Source organism: Pantoea sp. LS15 (assembly GCF_012241585.1).
Classification (GTDB): Bacteria; Pseudomonadota; Gammaproteobacteria; order Enterobacterales; family Enterobacteriaceae; genus Enterobacter.
The window spans coordinates 31563-54058 of record NZ_JAAVXA010000005.1; the positions used below are offsets into that span (position 1 = coordinate 31563).

Genomic DNA, 22496 nt, shown 5'->3' on the forward strand with positions numbered 1-22496 from the left:
TGATCTTCATCGAAATTTTTGTTGCGCTGAATTCTTAAATCAGTAATATATGCCGCCGTTGCCACGGGATATCAAACAACGTGAAAACAGCGTAAAAGTGGGTCGTTAGCTCAGTTGGTAGAGCAGTTGACTTTTAATCAATTGGTCGCAGGTTCGAATCCTGCACGACCCACCACTTAACACATTATCGGCAGTACAGAGTGGGTGATTAGCTCAGTTGGTAGAGCATCTCCTTTACACGGAGGGGGTCGGCGGTTCGAGCCCGTCATCACCCACCACTCGGGTCGTTAGCTCAGTTGGTAGAGCAGTTGACTTTTAATCAATTGGTCGCAGGTTCGAATCCTGCACGACCCACCACTTTAAAGTGGCACCGAGTAAAAATCTTCGAAGTCAGCACCCGAATGGGTCGTTAGCTCAGTTGGTAGAGCAGTTGACTTTTAATCAATTGGTCGCAGGTTCGAATCCTGCACGACCCACCACTTCGAAGAAAAAATTCCCGCAAGGGGTCGTTAGCTCAGTTGGTAGAGCAGTTGACTTTTAATCAATTGGTCGCAGGTTCGAATCCTGCACGACCCACCAGTGTAAAAAGGCGCCCTAAAGGCGCCTTTTTGCTATCCATTCCGATGACATTTCCTCGTAAATTCGCTATCTTGTTTAGTATACAAAACACAATTGCCGTCCGTTTTGCTATGTCATGCAAATGAAAGGCAATATTGTTAAGCCCGTAAAACGAGAAGCCATAATGAGTGTGATGTTTGATCCTGAAGCCGCAATCTATCCGTTTCCGCCAAAGCCTGTTCCACTGAGCCTGGATGAAAAGCAATTCTACCGTGAGAAGATCAAACGACTTCTCAAAGAGCGAGACGCGGTGATGGTGGCGCATTACTACACCGACCCGGAAATTCAGCAACTGGCGGAAGAGACCGGGGGGTGTATTTCTGACTCACTGGAAATGGCACGCTTCGGTGCCAGGCACTCCGCTTCGACGTTACTGGTTGCTGGCGTGCGTTTTATGGGCGAAACAGCAAAAATCCTGAGCCCTGAAAAAACCATTCTGATGCCGACGCTTAATGCGGAGTGTTCACTCGATCTCGGCTGCCCGATTGACGAATTCACGGCTTTCTGTGACGCCCATCCTGACCGGACCGTGGTGGTTTACGCTAATACCTCTGCGGCGGTAAAAGCGCGGGCTGATTGGGTGGTCACGTCGAGTATCGCCGTTGAGCTGATTGAACATCTGGACAGCCTGGGTGAGAAGATTATCTGGGCACCAGACCGTCATCTTGGAAATTATGTCCAGAAGCAGACCGGGGCTGACGTTCTTTGCTGGCAGGGCGCCTGTATTGTACATGATGAATTCAAGACGCAGGCACTGGCTCGCATGAAGGCGCTTTATCCTGACGCCGCCATTCTTGTTCACCCTGAATCACCGCAGTCTATTGTCGACATGGCGGATGCCGTGGGCTCAACCAGCCAGCTTATCAACGCGGCCAGAACGCTACCCCATAAACAGCTCATCGTGGCGACCGATCGCGGTATCTTCTATAAGATGCAGCAGGCCGTGCCGGAGAAAGAGCTTCTTGAAGCGCCTACAGCGGGTGAGGGGGCAACCTGTCGAAGCTGCGCACATTGTCCGTGGATGGCGATGAATGGTCTGAAGGCGATTGCCGAAGGGCTTGAGACAGGCGGTGCAGCGCATGAAATCCATGTGGATGCCGCTCTGCGTGAAGGTGCGTTAATTCCGCTTAACCGCATGCTGGATTTTGCGGCTACACTACGTACTTAATTCAAAACGCTCCGGGGAAAAGATGGATTTTTTTAGCACGCAGAACATTCTGGTTCATATACCGATTGGTGCAGGTGGCTATGACCTGTCATGGATTGAGGCCGTAGGTACGCTGGCTGGTTTACTCTGTATCTGGCTGGCGAGCCTTGAGAAGATCAGCAATTACGCGTTTGGGCTGATTAACGTTACGCTGTTTGCGATTATCTTCTTCCAGATCCAGCTATACGCCAGCCTGCTTTTGCAGCTGTTCTTCTTCGCTGCCAATATTTACGGCTGGTACGCGTGGTCGCGTCAGAACAGTCAGCAGGAGGCGGAGCTGCAAATCCGCTGGCTGCCCTTGCCGAAAGCTATCGCCTGGTTTGTCGCCTGTGTGGTCGCCATTGGTTTAATGACCATCTATATCAACCCGGTATTTGCTTTCCTGACCCGTATAGCGGTGTCGGTGATGTCTGGTATGGGGTTGAATGTGTCTATGCCTTCACTTCAGCCAGATGCTTTCCCGTTCTGGGATTCCTGCATGATGGTGTTGTCGATTGCCGCGATGATCCTGATGACCCGTAAGTACGTTGAGAACTGGTTGCTGTGGGTCATCATCAATGTCATCAGCGTGGTGATCTTCGCCCTGCAGGGCGTCTATGCGATGTCACTGGAATATCTGCTGCTGACCTTCATTGCGTTGAACGGTAGCCGGATGTGGATTAACAGCGCGCGTGAGCGAGGCTCTCACGCGCTTTCCAGTTAATGGTGATGATGATGTGAATGGCCGGACTGCACCTCATTCAGGTGGCAGTCCGGTCCGTTACACGGCTGATACTCCATCTGGATGGTCGCATGACTAATCTCATAGTGATGTTCAAGAAAGTGCTGGATCCGTTCAAGCAGCGCATCATGGTCATGAGGTGGGATCACCTGAACGTGCAACGTCATAACCGGTTTCTCCCCCACCAGCCAGACATGCACGTGATGTACATTGCGGACTTCCGGGACAGAGCGGTGCAGGTTACGTTTCAACTCAGCAATATCTATTGATGTTGGTGCTCCTTCAAGCAGTTCATTGACGCTCTCCTTCAGCAGTCGCCAGGCGCTACGCAGTACCAGACACGACACCAGCACTGAAAGAATCGGGTCGGCAGGCGTCCAGCCGGTATAGAGGATCACCAGCGCGGCCACAATCGCCCCCACTGAACCGAGCAAATCACCCAACACATGCAAAGCCGCAGCACGTACGTTGAGGTTCTTTTCCCCACTTCCGCGGTGCAAAATCCAGAAAGCCAGAATATTAGCCAGCAGCCCTGCCACGGCGATGACCATCATTGTCATCCCTGCAACGGGTTGCGGATGTCTGAAACGCTGGAAGGCCTCCCAGACGATGAGAATGGTAATGACAACCAGCGCAATGGCGTTAACAAAGGCGGCAAGCGTGGTAAGCCTGAGCCAGCCAAATGTATGACGGGCGTTTGGCGGACGACGTGCAAACTGTACTGCCAGCAGCGCAAACAGCAGAGCTGCGGCGTCGGTAAGCATATGACCGGCATCTGCCAGTAGAGCAAGAGAGCCTGAAACCAGCCCACCAATGACCTCGATGACCATGAACGTTGCGGTGACGCCGAAAGCCAGCGTCAGTCGTTTAGCGTTTTCGTCCCCGGAAGCGTGCGAATGAGAGTGCGCCATATCAATTTTCCTGGTTCATTTTTAGGTTAAGTGTAGAGTTTTTAATGTGTTAGACAAACGTATTTTTTGGTCTGTTTCTGCAAATCCGGGAGAGAGTGTAAAAGACGGTTTACACTAGGCGGCGAGCAAGTTAGATTGAAGGGATTGCATTCACTACTAGAGTTATGGCAGAGCTGGAAAGAAAATGAATTATCAGAATGACGATTTACGTATCAAAGAGATCAACGAGTTATTACCTCCAGTAGCACTCCTTGAGAAATTCCCCGCCACTGAAAATGCCGCAAACACGGTTTCTCATGCTCGTAAAGCGATCCATAAGATCCTGAAAGGTAATGACGATCGTCTTCTGGTGGTGATTGGTCCTTGCTCTATCCACGACCCGGCAGCCGCGAAAGAGTACGCCGCCCGTCTGCTCACCTTGCGAGAAGAGTTGAAAGACGAGCTGGAAATAGTCATGCGCGTCTACTTTGAAAAACCGCGTACCACCGTGGGATGGAAAGGGCTGATTAACGATCCGCACATGGACAACAGCTTCCAGATCAACGACGGTCTGCGCATTGCACGCAAACTACTGCTCGAAATCAACGACAGTGGCCTGCCGGCAGCTGGTGAGTTTCTGGACATGATCACGCCGCAGTACCTGGCTGACCTGATGAGCTGGGGCGCAATTGGCGCACGTACCACGGAATCGCAGGTTCACCGCGAACTGGCTTCCGGTCTCTCTTGCCCGGTAGGGTTTAAAAACGGGACTGATGGCACTATCAAGGTAGCTATTGACGCTATCAACGCTGCCGGGGCGCCGCACTGCTTCCTCTCTGTGACCAAATGGGGTCACTCCGCCATCGTTAACACCAGTGGTAACGGTGATTGCCATATCATTTTGCGCGGTGGCAAAGAGCCAAACTACAGTGCAAAACATGTGGCGGAAGTGAAAGTCGGTCTGGAAAAAGCGGGACTGCCATCTCAGGTGATGATCGACTTCAGCCACGCTAACTCCAGCAAGCAGTTTAAAAAGCAGATGGAAGTAGGGGCAGATGTCTGCCAGCAGATTGCCGGTGGTGAAAAAGCGGTGATTGGGGTGATGATCGAAAGCCATCTGGTTGAGGGTAACCAGAACCTGGAAGGCAGCGAGCCGCTTGTCTATGGCAAGAGTGTGACGGATGCCTGCATCGGCTGGGAAGATACCGACACGATCCTGCGTCAGCTGGCGAATGCGGTAAAAGCGCGTCGCGGCTGAATAATCAGGCACAAATAAAAAAGCGCGGAAGGTTCCGCGCTTTTTTTATGTCGGGCGAAAATTACTTCGCTTTACCCTGGTTGGCGACAGCCGCAGCTTTTGCTGCGATCTCATCTGCGTTACCCAGATAGTAGTGTTTGATTGGTTTGAAGTTTTCGTCGAACTCATACACCAGCGGTACGCCAGTCGGGATGTTCAGTTCGAGGATCTCGTCTTCACCCATGTTGTCCAGGTATTTCACCAGCGCACGCAGGGAGTTACCGTGAGCAGCGATGATCACGCGCTCACCGCTTTTCAGGCGTGGCAGAATGGTTTCGTTCCAGTAAGGCACAACGCGGTCGATGGTCAGCGCCAGGCTTTCAGTCTGTGGCAGCTCGGCATCGGTCAGTTTTGCGTAACGTGGATCGTGACCCGGGTAGCGCTCATCATCTTTGGTCAGCTCTGGTGGAGTAACCGCGAAGCCACGACGCCACTGTTTAACCTGCTCGTCACCGTATTTCTCAGCGGTTTCCGCTTTGTTCAGACCCTGCAGCGCACCGTAGTGACGCTCGTTCAGTTTCCAGGATTTCTCAACTGGCAGCCAGGCCTGATCCAGTTCGTCCAGAACGTTCCACAGAGTGTGGATGGCACGTTTCAGCACAGAGGTGTAAGCAAAATCAAAGCTGAAGCCTTCTTCCTTCAGCAGTTTGCCTGCTGCTTTTGCTTCGCTTACGCCTTTCTCGGACAGATCAACGTCGTACCAACCGGTAAAGCGGTTTTCGTTGTTCCACTGGCTTTCGCCGTGACGCACCAGGACCAGCTTAGTTACAGCCATATCTTACTCCTCAAGCATTTTAGAATGATAACAATTCTCATTATATTGCCGTGGCCGTGCCAGCAGCAACGCTTAACCCTAACCATAGCGAAAATAGTCTCTGAGTGTAAGATGCTTGTGAATCCAGGGTTATGATTTTGTCTGCGATCGGCGCTATTTTCAGCAAGGCGAGCAGAAAAAAGCCCTCCGACAGGAGGGCTGGAAATTAATGCGGAATAAAATGGTATTCCGTCACGCTGATGTACTCTTCACCCGGGCGCAGTACACAATCTGGCTGCGGCCATTCCGGATGATTGGGGCTGTCCGGCAGGAACTCGCTTTCCAGCGCCAGGCCTTGCCAGTCGCTGTACTCATCGTGTTCGCGCGCTGTCGTGCCGCCAAGGTAGTTGCCTGAGTAGAATTGCAGTGCAGGGGCTGTGGTATACACCGTCATCTGCAGCTTCTCATCCGCAGACCAGACTTGTGCAGCTGGCTGGTTAACATCACCCTTTGCCTGCAGCAGGAAAGCGTGATCGTAACCTTTCACTTTGTGCTGATCGTCATCGCTGAGGAAATCCTGGGCGATAGATTTTGCACTGCGGAAGTCAAAGCTGGTGCCGCTCACGGACTTCAGCCCCTGATAAGGGATGCCCATTTCATCCACTGGCAGGTATTCATCTGCCAGGATCTGCAGCTTATGATTACGCACATCGCACTGGTTACCGTCCAGGTTGAAATAAGCGTGGTTGGTCAGGTTAACCGGACACGGTTTGTCGACCGTCGCACGGTACTCAATGGCGATACGGTTGTCGTCGGTCAGCGTAAAGCGTGCGGAGGCGATAAGGTTCCCCGGGAAGCCCTGATCGCCATCAAGCGAATCCAGTGAGAACAACACTTCCCCGTCGTTTTGCCGAACAATCTTCCAGCGGCGTTTGTCGAACCCGTCCGGACCACCGTGCAACTGGTTCTCACCCTGGCTTGGAAGCAGAGAATACTCCACGCCGTCGAGTTCAAAACGGCTCTTAGCGATGCGGTTAGCGTAGCGCCCTACAGATGCGCCCAGATAGGCGGACTGATTGACATACTGCTCAGGCGAGGCACAGCCGAGCAGGGTTTCGCGCACGCTGCCGTCCGGCATCGGTACGCGGGCAGAAAGAAGGGTTGCACCCCAGTCCATCAGCGTAACCACCATCCCCGCGCTGTTGCGCAGGGTTAACAGGCGATACGGCAGACCATCCGGTGCGAAGGTAGGTGTTTCGTTTAGCACTGTCCGGCTCCTTGTGATGCTTTACACACGTAGAACGTTTCTTTAATACCTGTTTTCGCTTCGTATTGTTTCTCTACCGCCTGCTGGACGGCAGGAACCAGTTCTTCCGGCACCAGGGCAACAATGCAGCCCCCGAAGCCACCGCCGGTCATACGCACGCCACCTTTATCGCCAATGACTGCCTTGACGATTTCCACCAGGGTGTCGATTTGCGGAACGGTGATCTCGAAATCATCGCGCATGGAGGCGTGAGATTCCGCCATCAACTCACCCATACGTTTCAGATCACCTTTCGCCAGCGCGGACGCGGCTTCGACGGTACGGGCGTTCTCCGTCAGCACGTGACGAACGCGTTTGGCGACGACCGGATCCAGCTCGTGGGCCACCTTATTGAATTCATTAAGCGTCACGTCGCGCAGGGCGGGTTGCTGGAAGAAGCGCGCACCAGTTTCGCACTGCTGGCGGCGGGTGTTGTACTCGCTCCCCACCAGCGTGCGTTTAAAGTTGCTGTTGATAATAATGACCGCGGCACCTTTTGGCAGCGGAACGGCTTTGGTGCCAAGCGAGCGGCAGTCGATCAGCAGCGCATGCTCTTTTTTACCCAACGCGGAGATCAACTGATCCATAATGCCGCAGTTGCAGCCCACGAACTGGTTTTCTGCTTCCTGACCGTTCAGGGCGATTTGCGCGCCATCCAGCGGCAGATGATAAAGCTGCTGGAACACGGTTCCTACGGCGACTTCCAGAGAGGCTGAGGAGCTTAAGCCTGCCCCCTGTGGTACGTTGCCACTGATAACGAGATCGGCACCGCCAAAGTTCTTGTTACGTTTCTGCAGGTGCTTCACTACGCCGCGCACGTAGTTAGACCATTGCTGGTTGTCGTGTGTCGCAATCGGGGCATCGAGAGAAAACTCGTCTGTCTCATTGCCGTAATCCGCCGCAATCACGCGGACTTTGCGGTCGTCGCGTTTTGCACAGCTGATGACTGTCTGGTAATCAATGGCACAAGGCAGCACAAAACCGTCGTTGTAGTCGGTATGTTCACCAATCAGGTTGACGCGGCCAGGTGCCTGGATAACGTGGGTGGCAGGGTAGCCAAATTTTTCAGCAAACAGGGATTGTGTTTTATCTTTCAGACTCATTTTTTTTAGACTCCTGATTCGCGATAGTGGACGTCGCTGACGGCACGCAGACGTTCTGCCGCCTGTTCCGCCGTCAGGTCACGCTGCGTTTCCGCCAGCATTTCATAGCCCACCATAAATTTACGTACCGTCGCAGAACGCAGCAGCGGCGGATAGAAATGGGCATGCAACTGCCAGTGTTGATTCTCTTCACCGTTAAACGGTGCGCCGTGCCAGCCCATGGAGTACGGGAAGGAGCACTGGAACAGATTGTCATAACGGCTGGTCAGTTTTTTCAGTGCCAGAGCAAGGTCGTCGCGCTGTGCGTCACTGAGGTCCGTAATGCGCTGCACGTGTGCTTTTGGCAGCAACAGCGTTTCGAAGGGCCAGGCGGCCCAGTAAGGCACCACGGCCAGCCAGTGTTCGGTTTCCACCACAGTGCGGCTGCCATCTGCCAGCTCACGTTGGGTGTAGTCCACCAGCATTGAAGAACCGTTTTCCGCGTAATAGGTTTTTTGCAGACGGTCTTCACGTTCGGCTTCGTTAGGCAGGAAACTGTTCGCCCAGATCTGCCCGTGCGGATGCGGGTTAGAGCAGCCCATAGCCACACCTTTGTTTTCAAACACCTGCACCCATGGGTAAGTCTGACCCAGCTCTGCGGTTTGTGTTTGCCAGGTGCTTACTACTTCTTTCAGCGCCTCAATGCTCAGTTCCGGCAGCGTTTTGCTGTGATCGGGCGAGAAGCAGATCACGCGACTGGTTCCGCGCGCGCTTTCGCAGCGCATCAGCGGATCGTGGCTTTCCGGCGCGTCCGGCGTGTCGGTCATCAGGGCGGCAAAATCGTTGGTAAAGACGAAGGTGCCCTTGTAGTCCGGGTTTTTATCTCCGGTGACGCGGGTGTTACCCGGACACAGGAAGCAGTCCGGATCATGCTGTGGCAGTGTCTGTTTCGCAGGCGTCTCCTGCGCCCCCTGCCAGGGGCGCTTGGCGCGATGCGGAGAAACTAAAATCCATTGCCCGCTTAACGGGTTAAAACGACGATGCGGATGATCGACGGGATTAAATGAAGTCATGACGGATCCTTAGTCCGGATAACCTTGTGGGTGGCGGGACTGCCAGTGCCAGGTATCTTGTGCCATTTCATCCAGCGTGCGGGTAACACGCCAGTTAAGCTCTTTATCGGCTTTGGAGGCATCGGCCCAGTAAGCAGGAAGGTCACCTTCACGACGCGGTGCGAAGTGATAGTTCACCGGCTTACCGCAGGCTTTGCTGAAGGCATTAACCACATCCAGCACGCTGCTGCCGATCCCGGCGCCGAGGTTATAAATATGTACGCCCGGCTTGTTTGCCAGTTGCTGCATGGCCGCCACGTGCCCGTCGGCCAGATCCATAACGTGGATGTAATCACGCACGCCGGTGCCATCTTCGGTTGGATAGTCATTACCAAAAATCGCCAGTGAGTCACGACGACCAACTGCAACCTGTGCGATATACGGCATCAGGTTGTTGGGAATACCCTGAGGATCTTCACCCATGTCACCTGATGAATGTGCACCGACCGGGTTGAAGTAGCGCAGCAACGCGATGCTCCACTCAGGCTGTGCTTTTTGCAGATCGGTCAGGATCTGTTCCACCATCAGTTTGCTTTTGCCATACGGACTTTGCGGCGTACCGGTTGGGAAACTTTCAACGTAAGGAATTTTAGGCTGGTCACCATAGACGGTGGCGGATGAGCTGAAGATAAAGTTTTTGACGTTTGCCGCACGCATGGCGGAGATTAAACGCAAGGTTCCGTTGACGTTGTTGTCGTAATACTCCAGCGGTTTCGCAACGGATTCACCGACCGCCTTCAGGCCGGCGAAGTGGATCACCGTTTCAATGGCGTGGTCGTGAAGGATCTCGGTCATCAGTGCTTCATTGCGGATGTCGCCTTCCACGAACGTTGGCTGTTTACCGCCAAGACGTTCAATTACAGGCAGCACGCTGCGCTTACTATTGCACAGGTTGTCGAGGATGATGACATCATGACCATTTTGCAGCAGTTGCACACAGGTATGACTTCCTATGTAACCGCTACCACCTGTTACCAGAACTCGCATATTTCGCTCCATTGGGCTTATGGTATGTAATAACCATAGCATAACAGAGTCGCGAAAAGTGTGACATGGGATAAAATAGTGGAATCGTTTACACTGTTTTTAAATACCGATTTTCAGATGTCGTGTGGCATTGTAGATCAAAGGGATAGAGATGTCTTAATGCAGGTTATCTGAAAAACGGAGGGCTGAGCCCTCCGGAGTTTAGTCGATTTTGCTCAGCAGATAATCATAGCGTTCACCGTCAGGGACAAACTCCAGACGGTGTGTGATGCAGGATGGGGCGTCTTCGGCATGGTGTGAAACAAACAGCAGTTGCGTTTCGCCTTCATTAATGAGGACATCCACAAAGCGGCGGATTAACTGTCGGTTCAGCGGGTCCAGTCCCTGCAGGGGTTCATCGAGGATCAGAAGCGTAGGGTGCTTCACCAGAGCGCGAACGATCAGCGCCAGCCGCTGCTGTCCCCACGACAGGCTATGAAACGGCGCGTCAGCGACCCGGGTATCCATTCCGAGAATATCCAGCCATTGCTGAGCCAGCTTGTGCTGTTTGTCCGATACCGCCTGATAAATGCCGATGGAATCAAAATACCCGGAGAGGATCACATTGCGCACCGTTGTGCTGACACGGTAATCCAGATGCAGGCTGCTGCTGACATAACCGATATGCTTTTTGATATCCCAGATGGTTTCGCCACTGCCGCGGCGCCGACCAAACAGCGTGAGATCGTTACTGTAACCCTGCGGATGATCTCCGGTGATCAGGCTTAGCAGCGTCGATTTCCCCGCACCATTAGGGCCAACAATCTGCCAGTGCTCGCCAGGATTGACTGTCCAGTTGAGGTGGTTAAGGATTGGGCGATCGTCATAAGAGACAAGTCCATCACGCAGCACGATGCGCGGCTGGTGAGGATCAAGCGCATGTCGGGCTGACGGGGCGTCGGGTTCCGGAAGCGTGATTCCATCAAGCTGTTCACTGTGTGCGAGTTGCGCAATTAATGCCTGCTTAAGCAGTACTGATTTTTCGCCTGTTTCAGTCAAGTTACAGTCGGCCAGCACACCTGCATTCTGGATAAAATCCGGAATTTCATCGAAGCGGTTAAGCACCAGCACAACGGTATATCCCTGCTGGTTAAGCGAACCCAGCAGAGTTGCCAGCTGGGCGCGAGACTGCACGTCAAGACCATCGAACGGTTCGTCGAGGATCAGCAACTCAGGTTCGCTCATCAAAGCCTGACAAAGCAGCGTTTTCCGTGTCTCGCCGGTTGAAAGATACTTAAAGCGGCGGTTCAGCAGGGCGGTGATGCCGAACTGTTCTGCCAGGTGCTGGCAACGGGCGGGATCGTTCACCTCATCCTGAATAATCTCCGCTGTCGTGCGGCCGGTATCTTCTTCACCAGGGCTGAGTAAATCGGTATTGTTGCGCTGCCATTCGTCACTCACAAGCTTTTGCAGTTGTTCAAATGACAGGCGTGTCAGGCGCGAAAAATGGCGCTGATATTCACCTTTGAGAAGAGGGAGCTCGCCAGCCAACGCACGGGCAAGGGCTGATTTACCGCTGCCGTTCGTGCCGACAAATGCCCAGCTTTCACCTGCGCGTATTGCCAAATCGGCAATCGTCAGTGTTCGGGTATCGCTAAGACGAAACGTGCCTTGCGAAATATGCAATGATGACATGATTTATCCCATTTTTTGCAGCGACAGATGTCAGGGATACTCACTGTCGGTACGATTGTCAATGTGCTCAGCACAATGTGGCGATAATCACCCGGTCTGCGTTGAAATATGCGGTGACTGCAGCACCTTCTTCTAATCCATCAGCCTCGCTGAGCGGTACCGTCGCGCAGAGCATTTGTCCGTCCGCCAGGGTCATCAGCACTTCACACTGTTCCTCACCGTGCTCAATGTGGCTGATTGCACCGTGAAGCTGGTTATCGGCTGCCTTTGCTGTATCGGGATTGCTCGTGATATTGACCCATGGCGCTTTCAGTAACACCAGCACCTCTTTACCTTCATTCAGCTCAAGACGTTTTGCACTCTGCGACGTTATTGCGGCTTTCAGGCGGGTAGTCCCATCGGCAAGCAGGATCTCGATATGCTGCTGTATCTGGAGATTATCGCGTGCCGTTACCGTACCAAACCACTGGTTACGGGCGCTGGTTTGTAACGAGAAACGGGATATGGCGGCCAGCAAACTGTCCAGCGGGAGATTGTCGTCATCACTCAACACATCAAACGCTTTTTGCTGGATCTGGGCCAGGAGATCGTAAAGCTGAATCAGACGCTGCCCATAACGCGTAACCACTGCACCGCCGCCGCCTTTACCGCCTGTGGCTCTGTCCACCAGCGGTTGCTCGCTCAGGGTGTTCATCTCGTTGATGGCATCCCAGGCACTTTTGTAACTGATACCGGCGTTTTTTGCCCCCTGGCTAATCGAGCCTGTTTGTTCTATCTGTTTAAGCAGGGTGATACGACGCGGATCGGCGAAAAGCTTTTGCTGAAGTCGGAGGGTGAGGAGAATTTCGGCCTGCATAACAGTATCCTGGCAAAAAGAGTATTGTGACCCAAATGGTGCAGGGCGCAAAGGGTACCGCACAAAAGGGGATGTTTTTCTCACTTGAAAGGGTAGAATAAGCTATTCACAATCTCTGGAGAAAACCATGTTAGAGTTGTTAAAAAGTCTGGTATTCGCCGTGATCATGGTACCAGTAGTGATGGCCATCATCCTCGGTGCCATCTACGGCCTGGGTGAAGTGTTCAACGTCTTTTCGAACATTGGTCACCGAGACCAGGCTAAAAAGCAGCATTAATTCCCTACAAACCGCCCGGCCAGTCCGGGCGTTTTGCTCTCAAGATTTTCTCCTTTTCGCCGATATTCTTTAAACCACCAGACCGACTTACTCCTTGAGCGGTAAGATTAAACGCTGGGATCTCTTTGAAGTTATCGTTATATTGATATGTATATAACGATACTGACAGGAGTGACAAATGGCTTGTTCATGGGTACGCCTTTTCGCAGGGGCAGCACTGACGCTTTCTCTTACCGGATACGCACTGGCAGACGACGGTAAAATTACGGTCTTTGCGGCGGCGTCGCTGACCAATGCGTTGCAGGATATCGCTGCTGTGTATAAAAAAGAGAAGAACGTTGACGTAGTCTCCTCTTTTGCATCTTCCTCAACGCTGGCACGCCAGATTGAAGCGGGTGCACCGGCAGATCTGTTTATCTCAGCCGACCAGAAGTGGATGGATTACGCGGCGGATAAAAAATCTGTTGATGTGGCGACCCGCGAAACACTGCTGGGGAATAGCCTCGTCGTGGTTGCGCCGAAAGCAAGTGCACAGAGCGACATCACTATCAACAGTAAGACTAACTGGATCAGCCTGCTAAATGGTGGCCGCATGGCGGTGGGGGATCCTGAGCACGTACCGGCCGGGATCTACGCCAAAGAAGCACTGCAAAAACTGGGCGCATGGGAGACATTGTCACCGAAACTGGCACCTGCTGAAGATGTCCGCGGTGCGCTGGCGCTGGTAGAACGCAACGAAGCTCCGCTGGGTATTGTCTACGGTTCTGATGCCGTTGCCAGCAAAGGTGTCAAAGTGGTGGGGACCTTCCCGGAAGACTCCCACAAGAAAGTGGAATACCCTGTTGCGATTGTTGATGGACATAAAAATGCGACGGTTTCTGCCTTTTATGATTATCTGAAAGGACCAGAAGCATCTGCAATCTTTAAACGTTATGGATTTACAACTCACTAATGATATTGACCGATCCTGAATGGCAGGCCGTGCTGCTGAGCCTTAAAGTCTCTTCCCTGGCAGTCGTGCTGAGTTTGCCCTTCGGGATCTTCTTTGCCTGGTTACTGGTCCGCTGTAAGTTTCCAGGTAAAGCCCTGTTGGACAGTGTGCTTCATCTTCCCCTCGTGTTGCCGCCCGTGGTGGTCGGTTATCTGTTACTGATTTCAATGGGACGTCGCGGCTTTATTGGTGAGAAGCTCTATGACTGGTTTGGGCTGACGTTTGCTTTTAGCTGGCGCGGTGCGGTACTGGCGGCGGCGGTGATGTCATTCCCTCTGATGGTCAGGGCTATCCGTCTGGCGCTGGAGGGGGTGGATCTCAAACTGGAACAGGCGGCCCGCACGCTGGGCGCCGGGCGCTGGCGCGTTTTCTTTACCATTACGCTGCCGCTGACATTACCCGGCATTATTGTCGGTACGGTGCTGGCCTTTGCCCGCTCGCTGGGCGAGTTTGGCGCGACAATTACCTTTGTGTCGAATATCCCCGGTGAGACGCGAACGATTCCGTCGGCCATGTATACCCTGATTCAGACACCGGGTGGAGAAAGTGCCGCAGCGCGACTGTGCATTATATCAATCGTATTAGCGCTGGTATCATTGCTGGTGTCGGAATGGCTGGCGCGACTCAGCCGTGAGCGGATGGGGAAATAGTCATGCTGGAGCTTCAATTTACCCAGACGCTGGGAAATCATACCCTGACGATTAATGAAACGCTGCCAGCCAGCGGCATCACCGCTATTTTTGGCGTGTCTGGCGCGGGGAAAACGTCGTTGATTAATGCAATCAGCGGTCTGACCCGCCCGCAATCAGGGCGCATTGTATTAAATAACCGCGTCTTAAATGACGTGGAAAATAAGGTGTATCTTTCGCCTGATAAACGCCGTATCGGCTATGTTTTCCAGGATGCACGATTATTTCCGCACTACAGTGTGCGCGGAAATTTGCGTTATGGCATGGCGAAAAGCATGGCCGGTCAGTTTGATAAGCTGGTGACCCTTTTAGGGATTGAACCGCTGCTCGACAGGCTGCCATCTTCGCTTTCCGGCGGCGAGAAACAGCGTGTGGCGATTGGCCGGGCGTTACTGACCGCGCCAGAGTTACTGTTGCTCGATGAACCTCTGGCCTCGCTGGATATTCCACGTAAACGTGAACTCCTGCCGTATCTGCAGCGCCTGACGCGTGAAATTAATATTCCGATGCTCTACGTTAGCCACTCGCTGGATGAGATCCTGCATCTGGCCGATAAAGTGCTGGTGCTGGAAGAGGGCAGTGTTAAGGCCTTCGGCAACCTGGAAGAGGTGTGGGGCAGCAGCGTGATGCACCCCTGGTTACCCAGGGAACAGCAGAGCAGCATTCTCAAAGTCAGCGTGCTGGAACACCATCCGCATTACGCAATGACTGCGCTGGCACTGGGTGATCAGCATCTGTGGGTCAACAAAATTGACAAACCGTTGCAGTCTGCACTGCGTATTCGCATTCAGGCGTCGGATGTCTCTCTGGTCTTGCAACCGCCGTTGCAGACCAGTATCCGAAATATTCTGCGTGCGAAAGTGGCGGAGTGCTTTGATGATAACGGCCAGGTTGAAGTAAAGCTTGAGGTCGGCAGCAGGACGCTCTGGGCGCGTATCAGCCCGTGGGCCAGAGATGAATTGGGGATCAAACCCGGCCTGTGGCTTTACGCGCAAATTAAGAGCGTCTCGATCACCGCCTGATTACAGCAGGTGAGTATAAATGTACTGCGCGATACTGTCGGTAGTGTTATCGCCAATCACCACGTTGGCGCGCGCTTTCACCGCGTCATCGGCATTGCCCATCGCCACGCCGGTACCGGCGGCTTCCAGCATGCTGATGTCGTTGTAGTTGTCGCCGAAGGCGATCACGTCACGCATCGACCACCCCTGAGATTCCACATACTGTGTCAGACGTTTGCCTTTGCTGTTGCCTTTGCGGGCGATATCAACCTGGTCATGCCAGGACCATTCACACTCCAGACCCAGAGTCTCTTCCACGTGTTTTGCGAAGGTATTCAGTTTGGTGGTGTCTTCATCCGTTAGCGCGAATTTCCAGATAGCATCAACATCCTTCGCCGCCTGGCGCAGAGAGGATACCAGGGTAAAGACCGGACGCTGGGCTTCAGGCAGGGACTGCGCCCAGTTGCTGGTGCGGATCACATGGCCGGTCGGGCGTTCATAGACCATCGCGTTATCCACATACATCAGGCCGTGTACGGCGTGTTCATCCAGCAGATCAATCAATTGCAGCGCCTGAGGAACCGGCAGCGGATCAGATTCCAGAACCTTTTTCGCCTGATAATCATACAAATAAGTGCCATTACAACAAATTGCAGGTGTATCTAACGCCAGTGCCTGATAAAAAGGGTGAATGGCAACGTGATGTCGACCCGTTACGATAAGGAGTTGATATCCCACTTCCTGCGCGCGTTTAAGCGCTTCAAGGGAGGAGGGGAGGAGGGTTTTTTGCGGCGTAAGTAAGGTACCGTCTAAATCCAGAGCAATCACACGCGAGGTCATTTGTTTTTCCGGGTTAATATTGAATTTACGTTTTGATGGGATGGTACACCGAGAGGCGGATGCTTCAAAACTCCTGTCGACAATTCAGCATTCACCGTCAAAAGTTAACTACTTTCATGCGCAGTGAGGAGTGAATATTCATGAAACAAACCGTTTATACCGCCAGTCCTGAAAGCCAGCAGATCCACGTCTGGCGTTTAAATACCGAGGGGACACTCACGCTGGTTCAGGTTGTTGATGTGCCAGGCCAGGTGCAGCCGATGGTCATCAGTCCGGATAAACGTTTCTTGTACGTGGGTGTACGCCCGGAGTTTCGCGTGCTGGCTTACCGTATTTCTCCGGATGACGGCGCGCTGACTTACACTGCCGAAGCGCCATTGCCGGGCAGCCCAACCCATATTTCAACCGATCATAAAGGTAACTTTGTCTTCAGTGGCTCTTATAACGCGGGCTGTGTCAGTGTTACACGTCTGGACGACGGCATTCCGGTCGAGACTGTGGATGTGGTGGAAGGGCTGGAAGGCTGCCACTCGGCGAATATCACGCCGGACAACCGCACGCTGTGGGTGCCAGCGCTGAAGCAGGATCGTATCTGCCTGTTCACCCTGAGCGACGATGGTCACCTGGTGGCACAGAATCCGGCGGAAGTGACCACCGTAGAGGGGGCTGGGCCGCGTCATATGGCCTTCCATCCGAACCAGCAGTACGCCTACGTTGTGAACGAACTGAACAGCTCGGTGGACGTCTGGGAACTGAAAGATCCTAACGGCCAGATTGAGTGCGTGCAGACGCTGGATATGATGCCGTCTGACTTCTCTGACACCCGTTGGGCTGCGGATATCCACATTACGCCAAATGGCCGCCATTTGTACGCCTGTGATCGTACCTCCAGCCTGATTACCGTGTTTAGTGTCTCGGAAGATGGCAGTGTGCTGGCGATTGAAGGATTCCAGCCAACGGAAACCCAGCCGCGCGGTTTTAATATCGACCACAGTGGTAAATATCTGATTGCAGCAGGGCAGAAATCCCACCACATTGCGTTGTATGAAATCAAAGGCGAGCAGGGCCTGCTGGAAGAGAAAGGGCGCTATGCGGTAGGCCAGGGGCCTATGTGGGTTGTGGTTAATGCCCACTAAGCGGCTTAAAACAAAAAACCTCGCGAATGCGAGGTTTTTTTATGCCCGGTGGTGGCCGGGTGAGCACATAGAAAAGAAACCAACAAGTTCATAATAATGGCGGGTCTAAGGCCTGTAAACCGGTTGAAAAGAAAGACATCGATAATGGGCTATCTTGTTTTCAGATATGTCATTTATATTCAATGTTTTACGCGTTTATTCTTTATATATTCCTAATTCCCCTCTAACTGTTTTTATGTACAGTGTTGAGTTGATATACTTCTCTTCGTTGGTTCGTTGTGCTGCAGTTCCGCAATTCAGTATCCGTTTCAAGTCCTGGCTGTCGGGTGGTGCTGCCAGTGCCTTAACTGCGGAGCACATAGAAATGAAACCAACACACTTCTGGTGACAGGCAGCGGAAAGGTAAACCAGAGGAGAAGTGCTCTATACCAAAGGAGTGGCGTATGAGCGGTGTGGAATGGGCAATTCTGTTCCTGCAACTCATAGTTGCGATTATGCAACTATTGGATGCGTATCTTAAGTTCGGTACCTGACGTATCCAGTCGCAGTAAAAAGGGGGATTAACATCCCCCTTTTACTCTTATCTTACTGCTTCGGCTCAGCAACTACTTTGCTACCCAGACCGCGGTTGTTGTATTCCCACATGCGGTTGAAGTTAGCGTCGTTCAGGTTGCGCTGCACGTTTCCTTTATCGTCCACCGCACCGGTATTGCCGGAGAACGGACGTTTGGAGATTGCGGCATCTGCCCATGGCTTCGCCATGTTAAAGCCTTCGTTGATCACGCTATCGCGGATCACCACCTGACCGTTGGTAGCAGAGTCCACATCCAGGGAGCGACCCAGTTGCGCCACGCCATCACCGGCAGCATTGAAGCGACTGTTGACGGCGAGGAAACCGTAGAACAGGTTAGACTGTGTTGCTGGCGCAAACACGTAACCTTCCTGCTGAGTACGTGAGTTCACCACGCGGAAGTCGGTGTTATCAAACACCACCGCGCCACGACCGGATACCAGGTCAACGTCACCTTCAATGTAGCTGTTGGTGACCAGCGTACGGGTCAGACGGTTATTCTGCAGGGTGTTCTGTACACCGCTGTTGGTCACGAAGAAGGTGTTCTGACGACCCAGAATGTTCACGTTGTTGATCTGGACCTTGTCACCATCGCTACGCAGCGCCACGGCCTGATGGTTACCTGCATCGACGCTGTCACCCAGGGTGTTCTGAATGGTCAGGTTCTGCAATTGCAGACCGTTGTTCTGAGACCAGACAACCGCTGAACACATCATGCCAACGGTAGCGGCACGCTTGCTCTGGCAGTTATCAAACATGTACCACGCAGGTTTACCCGGCATGTATTTACCGGCTGGGTTCACCAGGTGGCGCCAGGCGTTGCTGTCGATTTCGGAATCAATCGCCAGGCCAATTTTTACGTCGATCGCTTTTTCGCCCAGACCGTAAAGGGTAATACTGCCTGGTGCCGCCGGAACGTAAACGGTGCCTTCATATTCGCCTGGCAGGATCGCGATGTACTGACGAGAAGCGCTGTGCTTCGTGATGGCAGCATCAACCGCAGCCTGAATAGAGGTATGCGTTACACCCTGCGCACCTGCTGGCCCAACGACGAAGTCAGGCTGTTTTGGCAGGTTAATAGAAGACGGTGTCCACGGCGCAGCGTTGGGTTCCATCGCCGAGAAGTAGTGTGCACGGTCGAAGTTCTTCGCTTCATCAGCGGACAAAATCGGGCGGGAGGCGGTACCCGGTGCTACCTGCTCAGAAGGCAGCTGATCCGGTGGTGTTGAACTGCATGCGGATAATGTCACGCCAAAGGCGAGTGCTAACGCCAGACGGGAAATCCTGGAAATGTTCAAGGTAAAGCTCCTGGGTATGCAAGTCTTAACGGGATAGACGAAATAGCCTGCTTTTTTATACTAAGTTGAGCGAAACGGGAAGTTAAAAAGGGTAAAAGTTGCATTTTTTGCCCTCGGGGGGCGGGAAAGTCATCACAAATAAATAACATTTTCCATCAGGACGGTTGACAGCGGGCAGTGGATGAAAATAAATGTCTATACAACCCATGACAAGTGGAATACTCATGCAGCAGCTTCATCCCGACGATGTAATATGGCGAAATGCGCGACTGGCAACGATGGATCCGGAAGGCGACGCGCCGTATGGCCTGAAAGAGCAACACGCTCTGGTGGTGCGCGGCCAAACCATTCAGGCCGTTATCCCTGAATCTGAAATACCTTCAAGACACCGTCACAGCGTCGATCTTCAGGGACGTCTGGTTACACCAGGCCTGATTGACTGCCATACCCACCTGGTGTTTGGTGGTGATCGCGCGGCGGAGTGGGAGCAGCGTCTGAACGGTGTCTCTTATCAAACGATCAGCGCCCAGGGAGGCGGGATTAACGCTACTGTGACGGCGACGCGCAACAGTTCAGCTGAAACCCTGCTGAAACTGGCGCAACAGCGGCTGCAGCGTCTCATTAACGAAGGTGTGACGACGGTCGAGATTAAGTCCGGATACGGGCTAAACGCTGATGCCGAAGAGAAGATGTTGCAGGTTGCACGTCAGTTGAGCCTGACTAATTCGATAGAGATCAGTCCAACGCTGCTGGCTGCACATGCGGTTCCGGCGGAATACCGTCACGATCCGCAGGCATATCTTACGCTGGTGTGCGAGCAGATCATGCCTGAGTTGTGGCGCAAAGGATTATTCGAAGCCGTGGATGTTTTCTGCGAAAACGTTGGCTTCACGCCCGAGCAAACCGAGCGACTTTTCCGCGCCGCCACAGCGCTGGGTATTCCGGTGAAAGGGCATGTGGAACAGCTATCAAATCTGGGTGGCGCAGCGCTGGTCAGCCGTTACAGAGGGCTTTCCGCCGATCATATTGAATATCTCGACGACGCAGGCGTTCAGGCGATGGCGCAAAGCGGTACGGTTGCTGTATTGCTGCCTGGCGCGTTTTATTTTCTTCAGGAGCGCCAGCGACCGCCGGTTGAACAGCTCAGGAAACAGGGCGTGCCGATGGCCGTCGCGACCGACTATAACCCCGGCACTAGCCCGTTTGCCAGCCTGCACCTGGCGATGAACATGGCCTGCGTCCAGTTTGGTCTGACCCCTGAAGAGGCCTGGGCTGGCGTCACGCGACATGCTGCCCAGGCGCTGGGTCGTGGTGCAACCTACGGACAGTTACGGGCAGGATTTGTCGCCGATTTTATCGTCTGGGATGCTCACCATCCGGTTGAGATGGTCTACGAACCGGGACGCAATCCGCTGTATCAACGTATTTTCCGTGGGGAGGCAGTATGAGTTTATGGCGGCCCGTAGCTGAAACGGTCTGGCTTGGGCGCGACGACAGCGCCGAAGCCAGCAACGCAAAGCGCATTTTTCAAACGATACAGCAGCAGCCGAATTTCACGCCGCTTTCATCCGGCATTGCGCTGATAGGCTTTGAATGTGATGAAGGGGTTAAACGCAATCAGGGCAGACCCGGCGCCGTGCAGGCTCCGGATATTCTGCGAAAGGCGCTGGCGAATATGGCAAGCCATCAGGGGCACGAACGGCTCGCGGATATGGGCTCGGTTTACGTAGAAGGTGACGAGCTGGAAGCGGCCCAGCAGGCTTTAAGTGATGCCGTCACGGCTTGCCAGCAGTCCGGGATGCGTACGCTGGTCTTTGGTGGCGGGCACGAAACTGCCTGGGCGCACGGACGGGGCCTTCTGGATGCGTTCCCGAATGAACGCGTGGTGGTGATAAATCTCGATGCACATCTTGACCTGCGCAAGGCTGACCGTGCCACCTCAGGCACCCCATTTCGCCAGCTAGCGCATTACTGCGATGAGCGCGGCCGGGAATTTCAGTACGCCTGCTTTGGCGTGAGCCGCGCGGCGAACACGATGGCACTTTGGGATGAGGCTGCACGTCTGAACGTCACGCTGGTGGAAGATTTGCATTTCAGACGCGACGCGCTTTCTGCGCTGGAAACGGTGCTGGCGCGGGCCGATCGTATCTACCTGACGATTGATCTGGACGTCCTGCCCGCCAGCGAAATGCCTGCCGTTTCCGCACCGGCAGCTTTAGGGGTGCCGGCGCTGGAACTTCTGCCAGTCATCGAAAAGATCTGCCGCAGTGGCAAGCTGCAGGCCGCTGATCTGGTAGAGTTTAACCCACAGTATGATCGAGACGGACAAGGCGCAAAGCTTGCCGCCCGTCTGGCCTGGCAAATTGCTCACTGGTGGGCATAACAACATTTAAGGAATCACGATGTTTTCACGCTCACCCCTGCCGCAGTCGAGCCCTCCCGCGCCTTTTTACGAAAAGGTGAAGCAGGCGATTAGCGAAAAAATCGCCACCGGTGTCTGGCGGCCTCACGACCGTATTCCTTCTGAGGCCGATCTGGTGGCACAGTTTGGTTTTAGTCGGATGACCATCAACCGGGCGCTACGCGAACTGACCGATGACGGTCTGCTGGTGCGCTTGCAGGGGGTCGGTACGTTTGTGGCGGAACCGAAAGGCCAATCAGCCCTGTTTGAAATCCGCAGTATTGCCGATGAGATCACCGCGCGTAACCATCAGCACCGTTGTGAGGTGCTTGTACTGGAAGAAACCCATGCCAGCGCCGAGCAGGCCGTAGAGCTGAACGTCAAAGAGGGCAGCCGTATCTTCCACTCCGTGATGGTGCATTTTGAAAACGATATTCCGGTGCAGATTGAAGACCGCTGCGTGAACGCTGAACGGATACCGGACTATTTGAATCAGGATTACACGCAAACCACACCGCATGCGTATCTTTCGCTTGTCGCACCATTGACTGAAGGGGAGCACATTGTGGAAGCCGTTCGCGCCACGCCGCAGGAATGCGAACAGCTGCGCATTAAAGAGCACGATCCGTGCTTGCTGATCCGTCGTCGTACATGGTCGTCATCGCAAATTGTGTCGCATGCCAGACTGCTTTTCCCGGGTAACCGTTACCGGTTGCAGGGTCACTTTATGTCATAAGTTTTAAAAGCGTGATAGCTAACTCAATATAACAAAATTGTATCTTTTTTGT

The 22496-nt window shown here is 53.5% G+C and carries 22 protein-coding genes and 5 tRNA genes; 17 read left to right on the forward strand and 10 right to left on the reverse strand.

The genetic code is table 11. The features are described from left to right. Window positions 1–99 precede the first annotated feature (99 nt). From HED65_RS09595 to pnuC, 7 genes are all read left to right on the forward strand, one after another. Window positions 100–175, forward strand: a tRNA-Lys gene (locus HED65_RS09595). 27 nt (window positions 176–202) lie between these two features. Then, window positions 203–278, forward strand: a tRNA-Val gene (locus HED65_RS09600). 3 nt (window positions 279–281) lie between these two features. After that, window positions 282–357, forward strand: a tRNA-Lys gene (locus HED65_RS09605). Window positions 358–403: 46 nt separating this feature from the next. Continuing rightward, window positions 404–479, forward strand: a tRNA-Lys gene (locus HED65_RS09610). Window positions 480–503: 24 nt separating this feature from the next. After that, window positions 504–579 (forward strand) — tRNA-Lys (locus tag HED65_RS09615). A 163-nt stretch (window positions 580–742) separates the two neighbouring features. Beyond that, a complete protein-coding gene (gene nadA, locus HED65_RS09620) occupies window positions 743–1786 on the forward strand; it encodes a quinolinate synthase NadA (protein WP_114978396.1) in 1044 nt (347 codons plus the stop codon). 22 nt (window positions 1787–1808) lie between these two features. After that, a complete protein-coding gene (pnuC, locus tag HED65_RS09625; RefSeq protein ID WP_114978397.1) occupies window positions 1809–2528 on the forward strand; it encodes a nicotinamide riboside transporter PnuC in 720 nt (239 codons plus the stop codon). Here pnuC and zitB read toward each other — a convergent pair. Continuing rightward, the gene (zitB, locus tag HED65_RS09630) at window positions 2525–3457 is read right to left on the reverse strand and encodes a CDF family zinc transporter ZitB (protein WP_114978398.1); all 933 of its coding nucleotides are present in this window, start codon (window positions 3455–3457) and stop codon (window positions 2525–2527) included. The genes pnuC and zitB overlap by 4 nt on opposite strands. A 184-nt stretch (window positions 3458–3641) precedes the next feature. Between zitB and aroG the strand changes: the two genes are divergently transcribed. After that, on the forward strand, window positions 3642–4694 hold the full coding sequence (gene aroG, locus HED65_RS09635; protein WP_114978399.1) for a 3-deoxy-7-phosphoheptulonate synthase AroG: 1053 nt from the start codon (window positions 3642–3644) through the stop codon (window positions 4692–4694). A 61-nt stretch (window positions 4695–4755) separates the two neighbouring features. On the opposite strand, the gene gpmA is transcribed toward aroG, so the two are convergent. The 7 genes from gpmA to modE form a co-directional block, all read right to left on the reverse strand. Continuing rightward, window positions 4756–5508, reverse strand: coding sequence for a 2,3-diphosphoglycerate-dependent phosphoglycerate mutase (gene gpmA / locus HED65_RS09640; RefSeq protein WP_114978400.1), 753 nt, complete (start codon window positions 5506–5508; stop codon window positions 4756–4758). A 205-nt stretch (window positions 5509–5713) separates the two neighbouring features. Beyond that, window positions 5714–6754, reverse strand: a complete 1041-nt coding sequence (gene galM / locus HED65_RS09645) for a galactose-1-epimerase (protein WP_114978401.1) — start codon at window positions 6752–6754, stop codon at window positions 5714–5716. Continuing rightward, a complete protein-coding gene (galK, locus tag HED65_RS09650) occupies window positions 6748–7896 on the reverse strand; it encodes a galactokinase (RefSeq protein WP_114978402.1) in 1149 nt (382 codons plus the stop codon). Before galK ends, galM begins: the two co-directional genes overlap by 7 nt. Before the next feature lie 5 nt (window positions 7897–7901). After that, on the reverse strand, window positions 7902–8948 hold the full coding sequence (galT, locus tag HED65_RS09655) for a galactose-1-phosphate uridylyltransferase (RefSeq protein ID WP_114978403.1): 1047 nt from the start codon (window positions 8946–8948) through the stop codon (window positions 7902–7904). A gap of 9 nt (window positions 8949–8957) precedes the next feature. After that, window positions 8958–9974, reverse strand: a complete 1017-nt coding sequence (galE, locus tag HED65_RS09660; protein ID WP_114978404.1) for a UDP-glucose 4-epimerase GalE — start codon at window positions 9972–9974, stop codon at window positions 8958–8960. Between the two features lie 201 nt (window positions 9975–10175). Further along, entirely contained in the window at window positions 10176–11648 is a 1473-nt protein-coding gene (modF, locus tag HED65_RS09665; protein ID WP_114978405.1) for a molybdate ABC transporter ATP-binding protein ModF, read from the reverse strand. Between the two features lie 67 nt (window positions 11649–11715). Beyond that, on the reverse strand, window positions 11716–12504 hold the full coding sequence (gene modE, locus HED65_RS09670; RefSeq protein ID WP_114978406.1) for a molybdenum-dependent transcriptional regulator: 789 nt from the start codon (window positions 12502–12504) through the stop codon (window positions 11716–11718). 127 nt (window positions 12505–12631) lie between these two features. Here modE and HED65_RS09675 point away from each other — a divergent pair, with 127 nt between their 5' ends. The 4 genes from HED65_RS09675 to modC all read left to right on the forward strand — a co-directional run bounded on the left by HED65_RS09675 (window position 12632) and on the right by modC (window position 15483). Then, window positions 12632–12781 carry an AcrZ family multidrug efflux pump-associated protein gene (locus HED65_RS09675; RefSeq protein ID WP_008501118.1) on the forward strand — a complete coding sequence of 50 codons (150 nt, stop codon included), beginning with the start codon at window positions 12632–12634 and terminating at the stop codon, window positions 12779–12781. 178 nt (window positions 12782–12959) lie between these two features. Continuing rightward, window positions 12960–13733, forward strand: coding sequence for a molybdate ABC transporter substrate-binding protein (gene modA / locus HED65_RS09680; RefSeq protein ID WP_114978407.1), 774 nt, complete (start codon window positions 12960–12962; stop codon window positions 13731–13733). Then, entirely contained in the window at window positions 13733–14422 is a 690-nt protein-coding gene (modB, locus tag HED65_RS09685; RefSeq protein WP_114978408.1) for a molybdate ABC transporter permease subunit, read from the forward strand. The genes modA and modB overlap by 1 nt, the downstream gene beginning before the upstream one ends. A gap of 2 nt (window positions 14423–14424) precedes the next feature. Further along, entirely contained in the window at window positions 14425–15483 is a 1059-nt protein-coding gene (gene modC, locus HED65_RS09690; RefSeq protein WP_114978409.1) for a molybdenum ABC transporter ATP-binding protein ModC, read from the forward strand. Here the strand turns inward: modC and HED65_RS09695 are convergent, their stop codons facing one another. Continuing rightward, a complete protein-coding gene (locus HED65_RS09695) occupies window positions 15484–16302 on the reverse strand; it encodes a pyridoxal phosphatase (RefSeq protein WP_114978410.1) in 819 nt (272 codons plus the stop codon). Window positions 16303–16442: 140 nt separating this feature from the next. On the opposite strand from HED65_RS09695, the gene pgl reads away from it, so the two are divergent. Beyond that, window positions 16443–17438, forward strand: a complete 996-nt coding sequence (gene pgl / locus HED65_RS09700) for a 6-phosphogluconolactonase (protein WP_114978411.1) — start codon at window positions 16443–16445, stop codon at window positions 17436–17438. Window positions 17439–17881: 443 nt separating this feature from the next. Next, window positions 17882–17971 (forward strand): type I toxin-antitoxin system toxin TisB, encoded by a 90-nt coding sequence (gene tisB / locus HED65_RS09705; protein WP_114978412.1) that lies wholly within the window; start codon window positions 17882–17884, stop codon window positions 17969–17971. Between the two features lie 52 nt (window positions 17972–18023). On the opposite strand, the gene HED65_RS09710 is transcribed toward tisB, so the two are convergent. Continuing rightward, on the reverse strand, window positions 18024–19307 hold the full coding sequence (locus tag HED65_RS09710; protein WP_114978413.1) for a putative acyl-CoA thioester hydrolase: 1284 nt from the start codon (window positions 19305–19307) through the stop codon (window positions 18024–18026). 224 nt (window positions 19308–19531) lie between these two features. On the opposite strand from HED65_RS09710, the gene hutI reads away from it, so the two are divergent. The 3 genes from hutI to HED65_RS09725 are packed head-to-tail and all read left to right on the forward strand — an operon-like array spanning window position 19532 to window position 22444. Then, the gene (hutI, locus tag HED65_RS09715; protein WP_114978414.1) at window positions 19532–20755 is read left to right on the forward strand and encodes an imidazolonepropionase; all 1224 of its coding nucleotides are present in this window, start codon (window positions 19532–19534) and stop codon (window positions 20753–20755) included. Next, window positions 20752–21690: a formimidoylglutamase gene (hutG, locus tag HED65_RS09720; protein ID WP_114978415.1), complete on the forward strand. Its 939-nt coding sequence runs from the start codon at window positions 20752–20754 to the stop codon at window positions 21688–21690. Before hutI ends, hutG begins: the two co-directional genes overlap by 4 nt. Before the next feature lie 19 nt (window positions 21691–21709). Beyond that, on the forward strand, window positions 21710–22444 hold the full coding sequence (locus HED65_RS09725; RefSeq protein WP_114978416.1) for a histidine utilization repressor: 735 nt from the start codon (window positions 21710–21712) through the stop codon (window positions 22442–22444). Window positions 22445–22496 lie beyond the last annotated feature (52 nt).

Coding starts and splice junctions, on each gene's coding strand:
- nadA (WP_114978396.1), top strand. CDS start 743: ATGAGTGTGATGTTTGATCCTGAAGCCGCAATCTATCCGTTTCCGCCA.
- pnuC (WP_114978397.1), top strand. CDS start 1,809: ATGGATTTTTTTAGCACGCAGAACATTCTGGTTCATATACCGATTGGT.
- zitB (WP_114978398.1), bottom strand. CDS start 3,457: ATGGCGCACTCTCATTCGCACGCTTCCGGGGACGAAAACGCTAAACGA.
- aroG (WP_114978399.1), top strand. CDS start 3,642: ATGAATTATCAGAATGACGATTTACGTATCAAAGAGATCAACGAGTTA.
- gpmA (WP_114978400.1), bottom strand. CDS start 5,508: ATGGCTGTAACTAAGCTGGTCCTGGTGCGTCACGGCGAAAGCCAGTGG.
- galK (WP_114978402.1), bottom strand. CDS start 7,896: ATGAGTCTGAAAGATAAAACACAATCCCTGTTTGCTGAAAAATTTGGC.
- galT (WP_114978403.1), bottom strand. CDS start 8,948: ATGACTTCATTTAATCCCGTCGATCATCCGCATCGTCGTTTTAACCCG.
- galE (WP_114978404.1), bottom strand. CDS start 9,974: ATGCGAGTTCTGGTAACAGGTGGTAGCGGTTACATAGGAAGTCATACC.
- modF (WP_114978405.1), bottom strand. CDS start 11,648: ATGTCATCATTGCATATTTCGCAAGGCACGTTTCGTCTTAGCGATACC.
- modE (WP_114978406.1), bottom strand. CDS start 12,504: ATGCAGGCCGAAATTCTCCTCACCCTCCGACTTCAGCAAAAGCTTTTC.
- HED65_RS09675 (WP_008501118.1), top strand. CDS start 12,632: ATGTTAGAGTTGTTAAAAAGTCTGGTATTCGCCGTGATCATGGTACCA.
- modA (WP_114978407.1), top strand. CDS start 12,960: ATGGCTTGTTCATGGGTACGCCTTTTCGCAGGGGCAGCACTGACGCTT.
- modB (WP_114978408.1), top strand. CDS start 13,733: ATGATATTGACCGATCCTGAATGGCAGGCCGTGCTGCTGAGCCTTAAA.
- modC (WP_114978409.1), top strand. CDS start 14,425: ATGCTGGAGCTTCAATTTACCCAGACGCTGGGAAATCATACCCTGACG.
- HED65_RS09695 (WP_114978410.1), bottom strand. CDS start 16,302: ATGACCTCGCGTGTGATTGCTCTGGATTTAGACGGTACCTTACTTACG.
- pgl (WP_114978411.1), top strand. CDS start 16,443: ATGAAACAAACCGTTTATACCGCCAGTCCTGAAAGCCAGCAGATCCAC.
- tisB (WP_114978412.1), top strand. CDS start 17,882: ATGAGCGGTGTGGAATGGGCAATTCTGTTCCTGCAACTCATAGTTGCG.
- hutI (WP_114978414.1), top strand. CDS start 19,532: ATGCAGCAGCTTCATCCCGACGATGTAATATGGCGAAATGCGCGACTG.
- hutG (WP_114978415.1), top strand. CDS start 20,752: ATGAGTTTATGGCGGCCCGTAGCTGAAACGGTCTGGCTTGGGCGCGAC.
- HED65_RS09725 (WP_114978416.1), top strand. CDS start 21,710: ATGTTTTCACGCTCACCCCTGCCGCAGTCGAGCCCTCCCGCGCCTTTT.